This is a genomic window from Methylocystis sp. sgz306128 (genome assembly GCF_056032725.1).
Window position 1 is genome coordinate 455,144 of record NZ_JBVYWO010000001.1, and the last position, 15,899, is coordinate 471,042.

The window sequence follows — 15,899 nt, forward strand, 5'->3', positions numbered from 1 at the left end:
AGAGGTATGCGTAAGAACCAATCAAGGCAAGCGGAGCCGCGATGCATTTTGCACTTTGCGCAGATGATTATGCGCTTTCTGAGGCGGTAAGCCGCGGCATTCTGGAGGCTGTGGCAGCCGGACGCCTGAGCGCGACATCCGCCATGACCAACAGGCCGTTCTGGCCGCAGGCGGCAGGGCTGATCAGACCTTATGCGCAAAATGTCGAGCTTGGTCTTCATCTCAACCTGACCTGCGGTGCGCCGCTGACGGCCATGCGGCAGGCCGCACCTGAGGGCCAGCTTCCGCCCTTGCAGTATTTTTTGCACGGCAAACCCGATCCGGATGAGATTTATCACGAGATTGTCGCACAACTGGAGGCCTTTCAGGTTCATTTTGGCGGCCCGCCGCGTTTTCTTGACGGACACCAGCATGTGCATGGTCTCAGGACGGTGCGCGATCCGCTGTTTGCAGCTCTCGACGCCCAAAAACTGAGCGGCAAAATCTGGTTGCGCGACAGTTCTGACCAGTTGGCGCGGATCATAAGGCGCGGCATCGAGATCAGAAAGGCGCTGCTGGTGGCGTTTTTCACGTACGGATTCGCCGATGCGGCGCGCGCCCGCGGTTATCGGCTCAACCGTGGCTTTTCCGGCTTTTCCGGTTTTTCCGGCATCGGTTATGGCGGCGATTTCGCGCGTTATCTCATGGCGATGGGGCCGGATCATCTGATCATGTGCCATCCCGGCCATGTCGATGATGCGCTGCGGGCGGTTGATCCTGTGACGGATTCACGGGAACGGGAACTCGAATTCCTGCTGTCGGACGACTTCCTGAGCCTGCTGCAAAGTCAGGGCGCGGTTTTGTCGGCTTTTGATCGCTGAGGCAAAAAAAACGCCCCACACTGCGCAGGCAGGGTGGGGCTGTCCGGTGTGAAAAACTGAAACCGGGCGATTATTTCATCGCTTTTTCGAACATCTCTTCAACATATTCCCAATTGACGAGATTCTCGACGAAAGCCTTCAGATAGTCGGGGCGGCGGTTGCGATAATCAATGTAATAGGAATGTTCCCAGACGTCGCAGCCCAGGATAGGGGTGGCGCCATGCACGAGCGGGCTCTCGCCATTGGCGGTCTTCGAGACAATCACCTTGCCGTCCTTGACCGCGAGCCAGGACCAGCCCGAACCAAATTGCGTCACGCCGGCCTGAATGAAGTCTTCCTTCATCTTCTCGACAGAGCCGATGCTCTCGATGATGGCCTTTTCCAGCTTGCCGGGAATCTTGCCGCCGCCGTTGGGCTTCATCCATTTCCAGAAATGAAGGTGGTTGTAATGCTGGCCCGCATTGTTGAAAAGGCCCGCATTCTTGCCGAAAGCACCCTTGACGATGTCCTCAAGGCTCTTGCCTTCCCATTCGGTGCCCTTGAGCAGGTTGTTGCCGTTGTTGACATAGGCAAGATGATGCTTGTCGTGGTGATATTCCAGCGTCTCTTTCGACATGAAAGGCTGCAGCGCATCATGCGCATAGGGGAGTTCGGGCAGTGTAAAGGACATGGGAGCTCCTGTTGGATGGGCGCGGAAATGCGCCTCTGGCGCTAACTTAATCTGCGTCAGGCGCGGCGACAAGGCATCAAAGGCGGGAAAGGGCGTTTGCAGGGCCACAATTGTGCTGGCAATTTGCGAAAATTCAAACATATTGTTCATGAATCAAATGCTTGCGGTTTGTCTATTGCGTAAGGAGCGGACATGGCCTGGATCATCATAGCCATTGGCATCATACTTGCCGGCTTTGGGGGCGGGACGGCCTATTCTGGTCTCGACTATATTCAGATCGAACGCGGCTGGACCTCGGTCATCGCGGGGGCGAGCATGTTTACCGGCGGCACGCTGATTTTTGTGCTGGGCCTGATGTCATTCCAGTTGCGTAAAATATCTCGGTTGTTGCAGCAGAGCGGCGCGATCGCGCCGCCGATCGAAGTCGTGACGGAGCATTTCCGCGCTGAGACAGTACGTCTGCCTGAAGAGGAGCCAGAACCAGAGGTTGAAACCCCCGTCGCCCCGGTATTTGCCAGCGCCATGAGCACACTTTCGTCCGCCCGGTCCGAACCCGATATTTTCGCGCCGGAAACACCGGCTCCTGAAATTGCCGTTCCGCAAAAGCCGGAGCCGGAGGCGACGGAATTTGCGCCGCCAGTTCATGACGCGCCAGAACCCGAAGCCGCGCGTGAGCCGCTGACGACGCGTGAACCTTTGTCTGTCCGTGAACCGCTTTCGGTGCGTGAGCCGCTGTCTGCCCGTGAACCGCTGTCGGTGCGTGCTCCGTTCCTGTCCTCGTTCCTGCGCAAGCCAGCATTCGAGCGGCCGCAGTTCACGCCGGTTGAGAGACCTGCGCCAGAAGAGCCGGTTCCTGCTGCGGAATTTGCACCGCCCGTGCAGCAAGAGCCGTCAGAACCCGACGAAGTGATACCCACATTGCAGGCCAACGCGCCGGCCGATGAGATTGCCGAGGCCGCCGAAGAGACTTCTTCTGGTGGTGCATTCTTGAACGAGGATGACCGTAGGTCGCTCAACTGGCTGCAGGAAGCCCTGACCGGCAGCAGGCGCGAAACCGAACTGACCTTCACCGCCGCCGTGCGTGAGGTGGAAGTGCAGGAGCTTGATGTGCCGGCCGCAGACGCAGAAGAGGAAATTCCCGAGGCAGACCTCTCTTCGGCGGAAATGGCTTCAACGCCGTCCGCACCGGCAGACGTTTTGGAATCCGCGCCCGCTTCCGTCGAAATATCGGCTGTATCCGAAGTTGCAGAAATGGCCAGCGCCGATGAGCCTGGCCACATTGAAGCGGAGCAGGTCGCGGAACCGGAAGCGGTTGAAGAGCCTGTGGCGGCGGTCGCTGCGGGCAAGACGCCTGAGCCGACGGTTGTGGGCCGCTATGAAGCCGCCGGAACGGTTTATGCCATGTATTCCGACGGTTCCGTCGAGGCGGAAAACGAACATGGCGTGTTTCGCTTTTCGTCCATGGCGGAACTGCGGGCCTTTATTGAAAAGCGTCAGGCCGAGAGCGACGAAGCCTAGGTCGTCGCGCAGCGCGCGGGTGCGGGTCAGCGGTTAACCAGACCGCAGGCCGCCAGAGCGAAAGCCTGAATCAGTGCCACTTCTTCGAGCTGGTCAAAGCGTCCGCTTGCGCCGGCATGGCCTGCATCCATATTGGTTTTGATCAATATAGGACCAGCGCCGCGTCCGGATGCGCGCAGCTTCGCCACCCATTTGAGCGGCTCCCAATAGGTCACGCGCGGATCAGTCAGCCCGGCCAGCGCCAAAATTGGCGGATAGGCCTGCGCCGATACATTATCATAAGGCGAATAGGCCTTCATGCGGGCGAAGGCTTCTGGATCGTCGATCGGATTACCCCATTCGAGCCATTCGGGCGGAGTCAGGGGCAGGCTGGCGTCCAGCATCGTGTTCAGCACATCGACAAAGGGCACATCCGCCACGATACCGGCAAAAAGGTGCGGCGCCATATTGGCTATCGCGCCCATCAGCATCCCGCCCGCGCTGCCGCCCTGAGCCACGATCATGCCCGTCTGGGTGATGCCCTCGTCGATCAGATATTCAGCACTGGCCAGAAAATCCGTGAATGTGTTGAGCTTGTGCTCGAGCTTGCCGTTCTTGTACCAGTTCCAGCCCTTGTCCGTGCCGCCGCGCACATGGGCAATGGCATAGACAAAACCACGATCGACGAGCGAAAGGCGGTTGGTGGAAAAATGGGCCGGCATGGCATGGCCATAGGCGCCGTAGCCATAGAGCAGCAGGGGGGCGGGCAGGAGGCAGTCGCGGCGGTAAAGCAATGTCACGGGCACAAGTTCGCCGTCCGCCGTCGGGGCGAAAAGACGTTTGGTCACATAATTTTCTGCCTGATGGCCGCTCGGCACCAGCTTGCGCTTGCGCAGGGTGCGTGCGCGGGTGCGGATGTCGAAATCGTAAGTCTCGGTGGGGGTGGTCATCGACGAATAGTCGAACCGGATAATCTGCGTATCAAATTCAAGCATGTCATCGATGTCCAGCGAATAGGCCTCCTCTGGAAAATCGACACGAAATTCGCTGCCATCGGCAAAGCTGCGCACGACAATATGCGGCAGGCAATTTTCCCGCTCCACCCGCACCATGAAATCCCGGTAGACCGAGAACGCCAGAATGAAGCAGCCGCGGCGCTCGGCAATCAGATCGCGCCAGTTTTCAGGCTCCGGCTGCACCAGCGGTGAAGTCATGATCTTGAAATCGTCGGCACCGCCTCGATTGGTGAGGATGTACAACTGATCGCCATGCGGCTCGATGGAGTAACGTACGCCCTTTTCACGCGGCGCCACGCAATGCGGCTCACGCCATGGGGCGGACAGATCAACGAGATGGCATTCGGTCGAATCATGATCCTTGACCACGATCACAGCGTGGCGACCTTCCGCCGAGCGCTCCAGCCCTACGAACCATGCCGGATCGCGCTCCTCGAACACCAGTTCGTCGGCGCTGGCGGGTGTGCCAAGCCGGTGGCGCCAGACCTGCATGGGCCGGTGATTTTCATCCATCCGGACGTAGTAGAGGGCCGTGCCAAGCGGGTCCCAAACGGCGCTGCCGTCCGTTTGTTCGATTACATCGGGAAGGTCGGTGTTCCGGGCGATCTCCCGGATGCGGATCGTATAGAATTCCGAGCCCTGAATATCGGCGCTCCACCAAAGAAAACGGTGGTCGTTCGAGTGGCCGGCATCGCCGATATCGAAAAAAGCCTTGCCTTCGGCGAGGGCATCGCCGTCGAGCAGCACGTCTTCCGCGCCGCCGTTACGCGGGATGCGGCAGAAGAGCTGGTGCTGGCCATCCTGACGGAACCGGGTGTAATAGCTGAACGGGCCATCCGGCATCGGCACGTCTGAATCGTCCGGATCTATGCGCGCCTTCAGCTCCGCGAGAAGCTTTTTCTGCAGGGAGGCGGTGGGCGCGAGAACCGTATCCGTGTAGCGGTTTTCGGCGAGAAGAATGTCGCGGATCTGCGCGGGAAGCGCCGCCGGATCGCGCAGAACATCACGCCAATTGTCCGCCCGGAGCCATGCATAGGGATCGGTCAGGGTCTGCCCATGAAACGACTGCGCAAAGGGTCGCTGTTCAATAACGGGCGCAGTGGCTTCGGCAAAGCCGGGATTGTTGGAAAAATCATTCATTATTTTGCTTCTGATGCCAATTTTATTGCCCATTATCAGAGACTTGAACAATATGTATCTTTATTGTGATGTTCAGTTCCGGGCAAGATCAACGAAACAGTTTGTCTGCTGTAACATACAAGGCGTTGAGCCAGCAACTTGTTAAAAATTGAATCCTGTCGCGCTTATTTCAAAATCGAACAACATCGTCGCTGGGCAATTGCCGACTTGTCAACACGAATCAGTGATGTGTTGCGCGACGCATGACTGAATGTCATTCAAATCAGCCGACGGAATAGGCACGCCGCAAAGAATTTCAAAAAAGTAAAAGAAAAATTCAAAACTGCCGTCGATGAATGCGCCATGTAATGATTATTTTATCGAGAAAAATCATTAATTTGGATGGATTGCGCATCCGTCTCTAGAGTAATGCAAGTCTAGTTCATTATAGACTTGAAAAGTCTTTTGATCTGATATATCGTCACGATACTCCAAGATTTCGAGTTTAAAAGGCTGAGTTTTTGCCAAAAATTGATTTTTTCATTAATGATTTTAGACAGGAGATATAATAATGGTGCCGAACGCCAATGATGACACCTACATGCAATATATGGTCGATATTGTATCCGCTTACGTAAGCAATAATTCTCTTCCGGCAAGCGATCTGGTGTCTTTGATCAACGATGTTCATGCGGCTCTGTCGCGTGTGAATTCGGCTTCTCCTGCTCCGGTTGTTGTCGAAGCTCCGAAGCCGGCAATATCGCCCAAGAAGTCGATTACCGATACCTATCTGATTTGCCTTGAAGACGGTAAGCGCTTCAAGTCGCTCAAGCGCCACCTGCGCACGCAATATAACCTTTCGCCTGAGCAATACCGCGAAAAGTGGGGCTTGCCTTCCGATTATCCGATGGTTGCGCCCAACTACGCCAAGGCCCGCTCGGCGCTGGCCAAGGAGATGGGGCTCGGCCAGCAGCGCCGCCGCCGCGTGACGAAGAAGATCAGCGCTTCGGCCTGATTGGGTTGTTTCGTTCCGTTTCGGTTTTTCCTAACGCTGTCCCGTCCGGGGCAGCGTTTTGCGTTTGGGTGCCATCTCTATCGGGCGGATTCGCCTTTTTCGATTTTCAGCGCCTGAACCAGAAGCAGGTGCCTTTTTAAATCATAGCCTTGTTTCGTGCCAATGCGCGCCCGTTCCCTGCGCAGTGCCGCCTTGAGTTTTGAAATGACGACGCGCCTTGCGCTCTCGCCATGCGTGCATGCTTTCGCGGCCTCGGCACCGATGAGTTGCGCCAGATGAACAGGGCGCTGATAGGAAAGTGGCGGATTGGTGGTTCGTAAACAGCGGCGATGAATGATGGGCTCAGGCATTTTGAAAATTATCCTATATTTTAGGATGATTTTCTCTCAATTTGGCGGGGTGTGAATAAATTAGGATATAAATATCTTGAGAATGGCGATATTTTTGAATATAAAATTTAATAAATGAATATTTACCTGTAATATTATCTATATATTTCAGACATATATATCAATTTAGGTCAAATTTCTTAAAAATAGCAAAATATACCTATTGATATAAGAATAAAATCCTATAAATTGGCAGTTCTCAAGATGAAGGAGAATTGTCGTGCGCCCTGAGATTTCGGCTCATTGCCAGAACCGTTCCATAAGACATGCTTTGCCCGATGCGGAGGCCGATTGGCTGCTCGACCGGGTTTCGGCCGTTTGTCAGGTCGAGCGCAATGTGCTGCTGCAGACATCAAGGGGGCCGGCCAGAATTGCGCTGGCGCGGCAGATTGGCATGTATCTGGCGCATACTCTGCTGGGCTTTTCCTATAATGCGACGTCAGCGCTGTTCAGACGCGACCGCACGACTGTGCAGCACGCATGCGAACTGGTTGAAGACCGGCGCGATGACGCAGCCTTCGACCGGTGGCTGGCCGCCCTGGAGGCGGAAATTCTCAACCGGGGGGAGAAGCATCATGAAGCCGCCTAAATCCATGAAGCATATCGCGCGGCAGAGCGAAAAATTGCTGCGGCTGATGGCGGAGGAGGGTGTGCGTCTGGTTCGCGATGCCCGCCATGACGGCAAAATCTGTGCCAGTCGCCGCAAGGGCAGCGTTTCGGTTTCGTGCGGTCTATTCGAGGCGCAATCGCTGGACTGGCTGGTGGAGCAGGGGCTTGTCGCCGCCGCTGAGGGGCAGGCCGCGATCACGCCTGAGGGACGTGGTTATATCTGCCGTCAGACGTTTGGCGAAGCTGCGCCGGATCTCGTGCAGGCCCGTCATCTGGAACTGAGCGTCGCCGCCCCGAAGGACGATGCGCCTGCACGCATGGTGAACGAGGCTGAAAACCCGCTCAACTGGCTGTTGAAACGCAAGGGGAAAGATGGCCGGGCGCTGATATCGGCCACGCAGTTTCAGGCAGGCGAACGGCTGCGCGCCGATCTGACGATGGCGATGATGCTGCCGCGCGTCACGGCCAACTGGCAGGCCATGCCGGGCGCGCCGGGCGGTTCACCCGGCATGGCGCATTCCGATCTGGTCGTTGGCGCGCGCCAGCGCGTTCACAAGGCGCTGTCCGCAGTCGGGCCGGACATGAGCGGACTGCTCTTTGACCTGTGCGGCTTTCTCAAGGGACTAGAACAGATGGAACGCGAGCGCCAATGGCCACCGCGCTCTGCCAAGGTGGTGCTGGGACTGGCGCTCGACCGGCTAGCTTTGCATTATGGCCTGACGGAAGAGGCGCATGGACCAGCGAAGGCGCGCATGCGCCATTGGGGAGCCGCCGGTTACCGGCCCTCTATCAACGCGCCATGATTATTGCGCCATGGCGGCGCGGGCATCGGCGCGGATGCGCTCGATCATGGCGCGCACGCCATTGGAGCGCTGCGGGGTCAGGTGCGCCGCCAGCCCGAGCCGGGTGAACAGCGCCATTGCGTCGAAGGACAGGATTTCTTCGGCGGTTCTGCCGGAGAAAATGGCAATGATCAGGGCCACCAGCCCTTTGACGATATGCGCGTCGCTGTCGCCGGAAAAGCGGAATTTGCCCGGAACGGGCACGTCCCGTTCAGTCTTGAGCCAGACCTGACTGGCGCAGCCGCGCACCTTGTTGGCATCTGTCCGGTCGGCGTCAGCGAGGGGCGGCAGTTCGCGGCCAAGTTCGATCAGATAACGGTACCTGTCTTCCCAGTCATCGAGGAATTCAAAATTTTCAATGAGTTCGTCGAGCGTCATATCAAGGTTTCTTTCGTGCTGATCTGGGGAGGCGATTGGGCCATGTGACGATATGATCGACAATGTCCTCGAGCGAGACATCATCCTCAAAGGCGGATATACGCCCGCGCACCGAAACTCCTGCCTCGTGAACCGTTTCCGGCGAGCCCGAAACAAGCGGATGCCACCACATCAGCGGCTGGCCGTCGCGCACGAGGCGATAACCGCAGCTTGGCGGAAGCCAGGTGATCGTGCGCACCTGATCCGGCGTAAGGCGCACGCAGTCGCTGACCTTGGCCTGCCTGTTGGGGTAATCCGAACAGGTGCAGGCGCCGGATTGAAAGAGCTTGCAGGCAATGTCGGTGAAATGAATGTCGCCGGTGTCCTCGTCCTCCAGCTTGACAAGGCAGCAGCGCCCGCAGCGGTCGCACAGCGATTCCCATTCCTGCGGGGTCATTTCTTCCAGCGATTTCGTCTGCCAGAACGGCGCATCCGGCGGTATTGTCTTGCTCATCGAACTTTCCAGTACTGCGAAAAGACATAGTGCGCCACGCGTCAAATCGAAACAGATTTTTTGCCTTGCGTTTTAACTTGTTGGAACATGGCCTGAACTGGTAAAAGGAAGAACCGGCCAAAGCGCAAAGAGGGAACCCGTTCAGGTGGCACGCAACTGGACATTGGCTCGATGGCTCAGGGCATGGCGCAATGGCCTGCTGTCCTTTGATTCCTGGCTCGATACGTTCTTCTTCGAGGGCGGGCGCAGGTCGTCGGAATTCTATGTCCGCTATGCGCATTTCATGGATAGTCTGTATGTTTCGGGATTGCGCTGGCTGGCGGTGGAACTGGCCTGCGAGGCCCTGACGCTCGGGCTGGCCGGGGCTGTTCTGGCGCTCACGCTCGCACAGCCCGCTTTTCAGGAAACCTCGGACGACTGGCTCAAGAAGCAGGATATTGCCGTCACTTTTCTCGACCGGCATGGCGACGAAGTGGGCCGGCGCGGCATCCTGCATGACGATTCCGTGCCCTTCGACCAATGGCCGGATTATTTCATCAAAGCGGTGCTTGCGACCGAGGACCGGCGGTTTTTCGATCATTTCGGTATTGATTTTATCGGTACGCTGCGCGCTCTGATGGTGGATTCGCAAAATTCGCGGGCCACGCAGGGCGGCTCGACGATCACGCAGCAACTGGCCAAGAACCTGTTCCTGAACCGCGAAAAGTCCATTGAGCGCAAGATCAAGGAAGCCTTTCTCGCGCTCTGGCTCGAAAATCACATTTCCAAGCAGGAAATCCTGAAGCTTTATCTCGACCGCGTGTATATGGGTGCGGGCACTTTCGGGGCGCAGGCGGCGGCGCAATTCTACTTCGGCAAGTCGATCAGGGATATTTCGCTTGCCGAGGCAGCCATGCTCGCGGGTTTGTTCAAGGCGCCGACAAAATATGCGCCGCATGTCAATCTGCCCGCTGCGCGCGCCAGAGCCAATGACGTGCTCAACAATCTGGTTGAAGCGGGCTTCATGACCGAAGCGCAGGTCTATGCGGCGCGCCGTAACCCGGCGACCGCCATAGACAGGCAGGCCATCAGCACGCCGGATTGGTATCTCGACTGGGCCTATGACGAGATCAAACGGCTGGCAGCGGAGGGCAAATTCGGCAATGAGCGCACTTTGGTCGTGCGTACGGCGCTCGATCTCGGGTTGCAGAAGCGGGCCGAGCAGGCGATCGAAGATGCATTGCGTGATTCAGGCCCCCGATATAATGCAACACAAAGCGCCACTGTCATTCTGGAGCCGAACGGCGCCGTACGCGCCATAGTCGGCGGCAGGGATTATGGCGAAAGTCAGTTCAACCGCGCCACCGAGGCGCAGCGCCAGCCCGGTTCGTCGTTCAAGCCCTTTGTTTACACAACAGCGCTGATGACCGGCAAATTCACGCCCGATACGATGGTCGAGGATGCGCCGGTCTGCATTGGCAACTGGTGTCCGCATAATTTTGGCGGGCGGTATATGGGCCGGCTTCCTCTCTGGCAGGCGCTGACTCATTCGCTCAATACGGTGGCCGTGCGCCTGTCGATCGCCATCGGCAATGGCAATCAGAAAGTCGGGCGCACGGCGATCGTGCGCACCGCGCGCAAGATGGGCATTACCACGCCGTTGCCGGATACGCCGTCGTTGGTGATCGGGGCGGATAATGTCACCGTCATCGACATGGCCTCGGCCTATGCCACTTTTGCCAACGGCGGGCATCGTGCGCCGCCTTTTGCCGCGCTGGAGGTGCGCGATGCGCGCGGCAAAGTGCTGTATCGGCATATGCCGCAGCCGGACGACCTGCCGCGCATTCTGCCGCTGCCCATCGTCAAGCAGATGGTCGGCATGATGACCCATGTCGTCAATGACGGAACCGCGCGCGGCGCGCGGATTGATGGCGTGCATCTGGCAGGCAAGACCGGCACCACAAATGAATCGCGCGATGCGTGGTTTGTCGGCTATTCGGGGAATTTCGTCGAGGCCATGTGGTTCGGCAACGACGATTATACGCCGATGAACGGCATGACTGGCGGTTCGCTGCCCGCCAGAACCTGGCACGACATCATGGCTTATGCCCATAACGGCATCGAGCTCAGGCCATTACCCGGCGATGAGGACCTGCCTCCGGCTGCGGCCAATGTCGCGAATGCCGGGCCGGCGCAGGCAAAGGTCGTTGACATGAACGCATTGCCCGCCAACGTTTCCACCTTGTCGCGCAAGGGTCTGGCTGTTCTGCACGACATAGAACTCATGAGCCGGCCAAGGGAAGAGGCGCTGGGCGGGACCGATGACGCTGATCAGTTTGCGCATGCCGAGGGCGCGCGGCTCCCGGCTCTCGCGCTCGGGCAGCAGACCGTCAATCCGGACATGCGCCAGCCCTGATATCAAATTGGTTGCATATGGTTGCGAAAACGGCCTGCACACGGCAAAACAGAAGACAAGTCTTGGAACAGCACCACGTCATGCAGAGAATTTTCTTGGACAAGATTGCAGGAGCGGGCCAGCTCGGCCGGCTGATGCTGGCCATGATCGCCGGTCTTGCCCTTGGCCTTGGTTCTGCGGTCTGGATCGCGACGCACAAGGTGCATTTTGGCCAGATGCAGGTTGGTCCCTGGCAGACGGATCTGGGCGCGGCCATGGACCCTGATCCTTACACCCGCGCGTATCTGGCCTATAACGGCGCTGTGGCGCTTGGCGTCTCCGAGGGGCTGGCCTTATCCGCCATGCAGGACGATGCGGGCAGCACTTTGCGTTCGGCCTGTCATTACCGGATAGAAGGCCGGTCCTTGCCGGGACGCTTCTGGACACTGACGATCAAGGACAACAAAGGCGAGACTGCGGCTTCGTTGTTTCAGAAGTCTGTCGTCACCTCGTCGCAGGTTCTGCGGAGTGCCGATGGCGCCTGGTCGGTTGAAGCCGGCCCTGATGTGCGGGCAGGAATATATGTGCCGACGCCGCCCTCGCAAAACTTCGTCGTTCTGCTGCACATTTACGAGCCGTCGGTGCTGGGCAGCGCTCATGCCATTTCGCGGGAGCAACTGCCGCATATACTCGCGCAGGATTGCCCATGAACTGGGCCGCGCGCATGTCCCGGATTGTGTTCTGGAGTTTGGCGACAGCCATTTTTGCGGCTATCGCGCATGTCGGCGCAGTGTTGCTGATGCCGGTGCTGGCGACGCAGGACGCAGGCCATATTCTGAGAAATCTGCACCGCGACAGCGCGATGCATCTGCTGCCTGACCCACTGCTAGCGCGCCTGATCAGTGATCCCGCGACCGTGGCGGGAGCCTGCTCCTATAATCTGGCAGACGGACCCCTGCGCGTCAAAACCGAGGTGTCTGCGCTGGAATTTCTATCCATTTCTTTTCACCAGCCGGACGGAACATCATTTTTTGCGCTGACGGACAGCGCTGCGTCAAAACGGAACATCGATATTCTGCTGGTGACCGATAATCAGTTGCAGGCGATCGAGGCTGAGGATAATCCCGATGAGCCGGTGCCGGAATTGCGGTTGCCCGCGCCGGAAAGCAAAGGTTTTGTCCTGGTGCGCTCTCTGGTGCAGCGTCCGGACGAGCGGTCCGCGGCGGAGCAAAGGGTCGGGGCCGTGACCTGTGTGACGGATACGAGCGAACTGCCGGAAAACTAAGCCCGATGAGATCTATGCGCGTTTGCGGCGGCGGCGGGGGCCGATGTGCGCGCCCGAATTATGATCGTTGGGAAGTTCCGGTGCGGATTCGGGCCCGATGTAGCGGACGTATTGGATGCCGGTATAGAGGATGATATCGGCGCTGCGCCCGGGCGCGGCAGCGGGTCTGACGGCTCTCTTGTTTCGGTGCTCGTCAAGTCGAATCAGCGATCCCATGGCATTCTCCTGTACTGGTCATGTCTTGAAGCTACTCATCTGGTCCACAATCATCTGATACGCCAGCCGCGGATTTCGGGCTGCCCACAGATTGAGGCACTCTTCGGTTAACACGAGGTTAACGGAGCGGGGACAAGTTGAGGCGACATTTCATGGCTCAGTCTCGCGTGCATTCACATACGAGCTATTTCAACCACATCGAGGAAGTGACGGCCTTGACGATCCTCAACTTCGATCAGCCAGAGATCCGGATCGAAGTTGAGTTGCCGGGTGATTTTTGTCTCGATTTCAGGGGAGGGCAATGCGGGCTCGCGATGGGCGCGCATCCAGCGTCTTTCGCCTTCGTCGGCGATTTCGCTCTGCGGTGCTGGCAGATAAAGCGAGGCATTGCCGTCGAGGTGGTCAATTTTGATGGCTATCGCGCCCGCTTCGGCAGCGCCTCTTTTTCGCAGAACGGCGTTGACACTCTCCGTCTGGCAGCGCCGCAGAAAAGCCGAGACCCAAAAGTCCGAACGCAGCCGCATCATTCGATCGGCGTGCCGGTCGCGATGGCAAGCGCCCGCAAGATTTTGGGTGTCAGGTCGCCTTTGACAGGCAGACGGTTGTCGCGTTCAAATTTTTCAACGGCCTGCCGGGTCGAGCCGCCATTGACGCCATCGGGCCGAACCGTATAGCCGAGCTTGTTGAGCGCATGCTGTGCGGCAAGAACAGTCTTGTTGGGCGGTGGATTGGCGAATTCCCGACCATTCGTCGCACTGATCAGGCGTGCAATGGCGTCGGCCGCCGCCGGTTCCGAAGGCGCTGCGGACGCCTGCGGCGCGGCGCTTGCCGCAATTTCTCCGGGCGGGGCGGATTGGCTGCGCACGGGTAAGGACGAAGCATCCGTAACCGGCGCGGCTGCAAGCGATACCGGGCGGGCCAATGGAACGGGCACGGCGTGCGACCGGGGAGCTTCGCTGGACGATTCGCTTTGCGCACTCGTTGCAGAAAAGAGCGGCGCCGGATGCTTCATCGTCTGCAGAAAAAGTGCGTTGATCGCCACACTGAGAAGCGCAGTGGACAGAAGGCTTGCGGCAAGCGCTCTTGTCGGATCGGCCTTGATGCGCTGGATCAGCCAATTCAGGCGAGGATGACTGTCGCGCCGCCGGGAACCGGGGGCGCGCTGCTGCATCGCATTGGCTTGCACCAGCGCTTTCGGGCCCTTCGCGGCGCGTCTGCTCATGCGCTCTCCTTCATGCGTTTTGTCGCTTTCAGGTTAAAAGGCATCGATGAGGGGCGCGTATTGGAACCCGGCTGATGCAGCGACAGAACTTCGATTTTAGCCTGTTGTCCCGTCGTTGCAACGGCGGGGCGCCGCACAGGCAGGCGGACGGTAACTTTCGTGCCCTGACCGACGGCGCTCTCAATCTGAATTTGTCCGCTGTGGAGACCCACGAGGCCGCGCACCACCGAGAGGCCAAGCCCGGTGCCGTTATGGCTCCGGTTGTAGGCCGAGTTGACCTGAAAGAACGGCTTGCCGAGATTGGACAGGTCTTGCGCGTCGATGCCTATGCCGGTATCCGACACAATGATTGCGGCATATTCGCCTTCCGACCGCGTCGCAATGCTGATCGAACCCTGAGGCAGAGTGAATTTAACGGCGTTCGATACGATATTGAGCATGATCTGCCGTATGGCGCGCTCATCGGCATTGATTTCGTCGATGCGCGCATCGAACGTACGGGCTATTTTTATGCCGCTCTCGGCCGCCTTGAGGCGCACCATATCGCAGGCCTGCTCGATGATTTTCGGCAGGGAAACGGGCTCTGCGTCAAGCTCGTAAGTGCCTGCCTCTATTTTCGACATATCGAGGATCGTGTTGACCACTTCGAGAAGATGCTGGCCCGAATCGCGCACAATCGCCGCATATTCACGAACTTTTTGCGGATCTTGCGGCGCGAGTTCCTCGTTGGACAGAATATCCGAGAAGCCGATAATCGCATTGAGCGGCGTGCGCAGTTCATGGCTGACATTGGCCAGGAAGCGATCTTTCCACATGGCGTTGCGCTCGCTTGCCTGCTGCGCCGCTTCGAACGCCGCTTCACGCGCCATGCGATCGCTGACATCGCGCAGCACGGCGACGATTTCGACAGGCACGGCGGAATCACCGTTTTCTGCCGAGGAAGCGGGGACGGCGCGGGCGCGAAGCTCGACCCAGACAAAGACAGGTGTCTCGCCGGCGGCTGTGGTTTCGACCTTGCCGGTGCGCAAACGCAGGACCCCGGATGCAGTTTGCTGCAGATTGACGGCGTCGCTTATGGTTTTGAGATAAAGCGGACGATCGCCGACATGAACATGTTCGAACAGGCCGCGTCCGGATAATTGCTGCGGGGCGAGGCTAAAAAGCGACATGGCTTCCGGACTGGCGCGCAGCACCGATCCGCCCCGGTCCATCCTTACGATCAGATCGCCGATGGCATCCGTAAGTGCGGCATAATCAACGGCCTGACTGGTCAGCGTGCGGCGGGATATCTCGCTGAGACGTACGGACGCGATACTGATCCACATGCCATAGACGACGGCCGGCAGTGTAAACAGCAGTTGCAGCGAGGGCGGAGCTTCATGGCGCGGCAGCAAGCCAAAATCCATGTTCAGATAAAGCAGGGCGGAGACCACGACAACGCCAAGGCCTGTTATGGCGGGCACATTGCCTTCCAGCATGAGGGCGGCCTCGACGGGTACCAGAATCATCCATGCGAGCCCGGCCTCAAGCGGCGCGTGAGCGCCGATCACCAATGTTGCCGCAAAACCTGTCATGCTGAAAGCGTTGATGAGCTGTGCGGCCAGCATATTTCCGGTGCGCGAGAGAACAACAACCGAGAGCAGCGGCAGCATCATGAAGATGAAGGCGGCAATCTCCGGCAGGCCCGGAACGCCAAAAAACAACAGAAAAATCGGCGCACCGGCTGCGGCGCAGGCGGAGCAAAGCAGCCTTGCCAGATAGAACACCTCATGCCGGGCACGCTCGACCGGACGATCCGCGACGCTTTTATGGGTCAGGGCGCGTATCTGGGCAATGAAGGGGGCAAAGTTTAACAAGACGCAACGCTCCGGGGAGGATATCCCGTGACTGAACTATCCACAGCATAAGGGCTTG

17 protein-coding genes are annotated in these 15,899 nt (G+C 58.4%); 8 read left to right on the forward strand and 9 right to left on the reverse strand.

All coding sequences use genetic code 11. The features are described 5' to 3' along the window. Positions 1 to 41 precede the first annotated feature (41 nt). Positions 42 to 860 (forward strand): ChbG/HpnK family deacetylase, encoded by an 819-nt coding sequence (locus AC0N03_RS02175; RefSeq protein WP_474286789.1) that lies wholly within the window; start codon positions 42 to 44, stop codon positions 858 to 860. Positions 861 to 930: 70 nt separating this feature from the next. On the opposite strand, the gene AC0N03_RS02180 is transcribed toward AC0N03_RS02175, so the two are convergent. Then, a complete protein-coding gene (locus tag AC0N03_RS02180; protein WP_474286790.1) occupies positions 931 to 1,530 on the reverse strand; it encodes a superoxide dismutase in 600 nt (199 codons plus the stop codon). Between the two features lie 192 nt (positions 1,531 to 1,722). Between AC0N03_RS02180 and AC0N03_RS02185 the strand changes: the two genes are divergently transcribed. Continuing rightward, on the forward strand, positions 1,723 to 3,048 hold the full coding sequence (locus AC0N03_RS02185) for a hypothetical protein (RefSeq protein ID WP_474286791.1): 1,326 nt from the start codon (positions 1,723 to 1,725) through the stop codon (positions 3,046 to 3,048). A gap of 26 nt (positions 3,049 to 3,074) precedes the next feature. Here the strand turns inward: AC0N03_RS02185 and AC0N03_RS02190 are convergent, their stop codons facing one another. After that, positions 3,075 to 5,183, reverse strand: a complete 2,109-nt coding sequence (locus AC0N03_RS02190; protein ID WP_474286792.1) for a S9 family peptidase — start codon at positions 5,181 to 5,183, stop codon at positions 3,075 to 3,077. A 550-nt stretch (positions 5,184 to 5,733) separates the two neighbouring features. On the opposite strand from AC0N03_RS02190, the gene AC0N03_RS02195 reads away from it, so the two are divergent. After that, positions 5,734 to 6,177, forward strand: coding sequence for a Ros/MucR family transcriptional regulator (locus tag AC0N03_RS02195; RefSeq protein WP_474286793.1), 444 nt, complete (start codon positions 5,734 to 5,736; stop codon positions 6,175 to 6,177). Positions 6,178 to 6,254: 77 nt separating this feature from the next. On the opposite strand, the gene AC0N03_RS02200 is transcribed toward AC0N03_RS02195, so the two are convergent. Next, complete coding sequence (locus tag AC0N03_RS02200) at positions 6,255 to 6,527, reverse strand: hypothetical protein (RefSeq protein ID WP_474286794.1); 273 nt, start codon at positions 6,525 to 6,527, stop codon at positions 6,255 to 6,257. Between the two features lie 259 nt (positions 6,528 to 6,786). On the opposite strand from AC0N03_RS02200, the gene AC0N03_RS02205 reads away from it, so the two are divergent. Both AC0N03_RS02205 and AC0N03_RS02210 read left to right on the forward strand, forming a co-directional pair. Further along, complete coding sequence (locus tag AC0N03_RS02205; RefSeq protein ID WP_474286795.1) at positions 6,787 to 7,155, forward strand: helix-turn-helix domain-containing protein; 369 nt, start codon at positions 6,787 to 6,789, stop codon at positions 7,153 to 7,155. Beyond that, positions 7,142 to 7,978 (forward strand): DUF6456 domain-containing protein, encoded by an 837-nt coding sequence (locus tag AC0N03_RS02210; protein WP_474286796.1) that lies wholly within the window; start codon positions 7,142 to 7,144, stop codon positions 7,976 to 7,978. Before AC0N03_RS02205 ends, AC0N03_RS02210 begins: the two co-directional genes overlap by 14 nt. Here AC0N03_RS02210 and AC0N03_RS02215 read toward each other — a convergent pair whose 3' ends face one another. Continuing rightward, the gene (locus tag AC0N03_RS02215) at positions 7,979 to 8,395 is read right to left on the reverse strand and encodes a SufE family protein (protein WP_474286798.1); all 417 of its coding nucleotides are present in this window, start codon (positions 8,393 to 8,395) and stop codon (positions 7,979 to 7,981) included. Between the two features lies 1 nt (position 8,396). Next, positions 8,397 to 8,888, reverse strand: a complete 492-nt coding sequence (locus AC0N03_RS02220; RefSeq protein WP_474286799.1) for a YcgN family cysteine cluster protein — start codon at positions 8,886 to 8,888, stop codon at positions 8,397 to 8,399. Between the two features lie 145 nt (positions 8,889 to 9,033). Here AC0N03_RS02220 and AC0N03_RS02225 point away from each other — a divergent pair, with 145 nt between their 5' ends. The 3 genes from AC0N03_RS02225 (at position 9,034) to AC0N03_RS02235 (ending at position 12,547) form a co-directional block, all read left to right on the forward strand. Beyond that, a complete protein-coding gene (locus AC0N03_RS02225; protein ID WP_474286800.1) occupies positions 9,034 to 11,283 on the forward strand; it encodes a transglycosylase domain-containing protein in 2,250 nt (749 codons plus the stop codon). Between the two features lie 95 nt (positions 11,284 to 11,378). Continuing rightward, positions 11,379 to 11,972 (forward strand): DUF1214 domain-containing protein, encoded by a 594-nt coding sequence (locus tag AC0N03_RS02230; RefSeq protein WP_474286801.1) that lies wholly within the window; start codon positions 11,379 to 11,381, stop codon positions 11,970 to 11,972. Further along, the gene (locus tag AC0N03_RS02235) at positions 11,969 to 12,547 is read left to right on the forward strand and encodes a DUF1254 domain-containing protein (protein ID WP_474286802.1); all 579 of its coding nucleotides are present in this window, start codon (positions 11,969 to 11,971) and stop codon (positions 12,545 to 12,547) included. Before AC0N03_RS02230 ends, AC0N03_RS02235 begins: the two co-directional genes overlap by 4 nt. 12 nt (positions 12,548 to 12,559) lie before the next feature. On the opposite strand, the gene AC0N03_RS02240 is transcribed toward AC0N03_RS02235, so the two are convergent. From AC0N03_RS02240 to AC0N03_RS02255, 4 genes are all read right to left on the reverse strand, one after another. Beyond that, the gene (locus AC0N03_RS02240) at positions 12,560 to 12,763 is read right to left on the reverse strand and encodes a hypothetical protein (RefSeq protein ID WP_474286803.1); all 204 of its coding nucleotides are present in this window, start codon (positions 12,761 to 12,763) and stop codon (positions 12,560 to 12,562) included. A 173-nt stretch (positions 12,764 to 12,936) separates the two neighbouring features. Beyond that, positions 12,937 to 13,290 (reverse strand): DUF1491 family protein, encoded by a 354-nt coding sequence (locus tag AC0N03_RS02245; RefSeq protein WP_474286805.1) that lies wholly within the window; start codon positions 13,288 to 13,290, stop codon positions 12,937 to 12,939. Beyond that, on the reverse strand, positions 13,287 to 13,985 hold the full coding sequence (locus AC0N03_RS02250; protein ID WP_474286806.1) for a peptidoglycan-binding domain-containing protein: 699 nt from the start codon (positions 13,983 to 13,985) through the stop codon (positions 13,287 to 13,289). The genes AC0N03_RS02245 and AC0N03_RS02250 overlap by 4 nt, the downstream gene beginning before the upstream one ends. Further along, a complete protein-coding gene (locus tag AC0N03_RS02255; protein WP_474286807.1) occupies positions 13,982 to 15,841 on the reverse strand; it encodes a PAS domain-containing sensor histidine kinase in 1,860 nt (619 codons plus the stop codon). Before AC0N03_RS02255 ends, AC0N03_RS02250 begins: the two co-directional genes overlap by 4 nt. Between the last annotated feature and the right edge of the window lie 58 nt (positions 15,842 to 15,899).

What these genes read in the sequence shown, in the direction of transcription:
- AC0N03_RS02240 (WP_474286803.1), bottom strand. Translation starts at nt 12,763, where the DNA reads ATGGGATCGCTGATTCGACTTGACGAGCACCGAAACAAGAGAGCCGTC.
- AC0N03_RS02180 (WP_474286790.1), bottom strand. Translation starts at nt 1,530, where the DNA reads ATGTCCTTTACACTGCCCGAACTCCCCTATGCGCATGATGCGCTGCAG.
- AC0N03_RS02175 (WP_474286789.1), top strand. Translation starts at nt 42, where the DNA reads ATGCATTTTGCACTTTGCGCAGATGATTATGCGCTTTCTGAGGCGGTA.
- AC0N03_RS02215 (WP_474286798.1), bottom strand. Translation starts at nt 8,395, where the DNA reads ATGACGCTCGACGAACTCATTGAAAATTTTGAATTCCTCGATGACTGG.
- AC0N03_RS02235 (WP_474286802.1), top strand. Translation starts at nt 11,969, where the DNA reads ATGAACTGGGCCGCGCGCATGTCCCGGATTGTGTTCTGGAGTTTGGCG.
- AC0N03_RS02185 (WP_474286791.1), top strand. Translation starts at nt 1,723, where the DNA reads ATGGCCTGGATCATCATAGCCATTGGCATCATACTTGCCGGCTTTGGG.
- AC0N03_RS02210 (WP_474286796.1), top strand. Translation starts at nt 7,142, where the DNA reads ATGAAGCCGCCTAAATCCATGAAGCATATCGCGCGGCAGAGCGAAAAA.
- AC0N03_RS02245 (WP_474286805.1), bottom strand. Translation starts at nt 13,290, where the DNA reads ATGATGCGGCTGCGTTCGGACTTTTGGGTCTCGGCTTTTCTGCGGCGC.
- AC0N03_RS02200 (WP_474286794.1), bottom strand. Translation starts at nt 6,527, where the DNA reads ATGCCTGAGCCCATCATTCATCGCCGCTGTTTACGAACCACCAATCCG.
- AC0N03_RS02195 (WP_474286793.1), top strand. Translation starts at nt 5,734, where the DNA reads ATGGTGCCGAACGCCAATGATGACACCTACATGCAATATATGGTCGAT.
- AC0N03_RS02250 (WP_474286806.1), bottom strand. Translation starts at nt 13,985, where the DNA reads ATGAGCAGACGCGCCGCGAAGGGCCCGAAAGCGCTGGTGCAAGCCAAT.
- AC0N03_RS02220 (WP_474286799.1), bottom strand. Translation starts at nt 8,888, where the DNA reads ATGAGCAAGACAATACCGCCGGATGCGCCGTTCTGGCAGACGAAATCG.
- AC0N03_RS02190 (WP_474286792.1), bottom strand. Translation starts at nt 5,183, where the DNA reads ATGAATGATTTTTCCAACAATCCCGGCTTTGCCGAAGCCACTGCGCCC.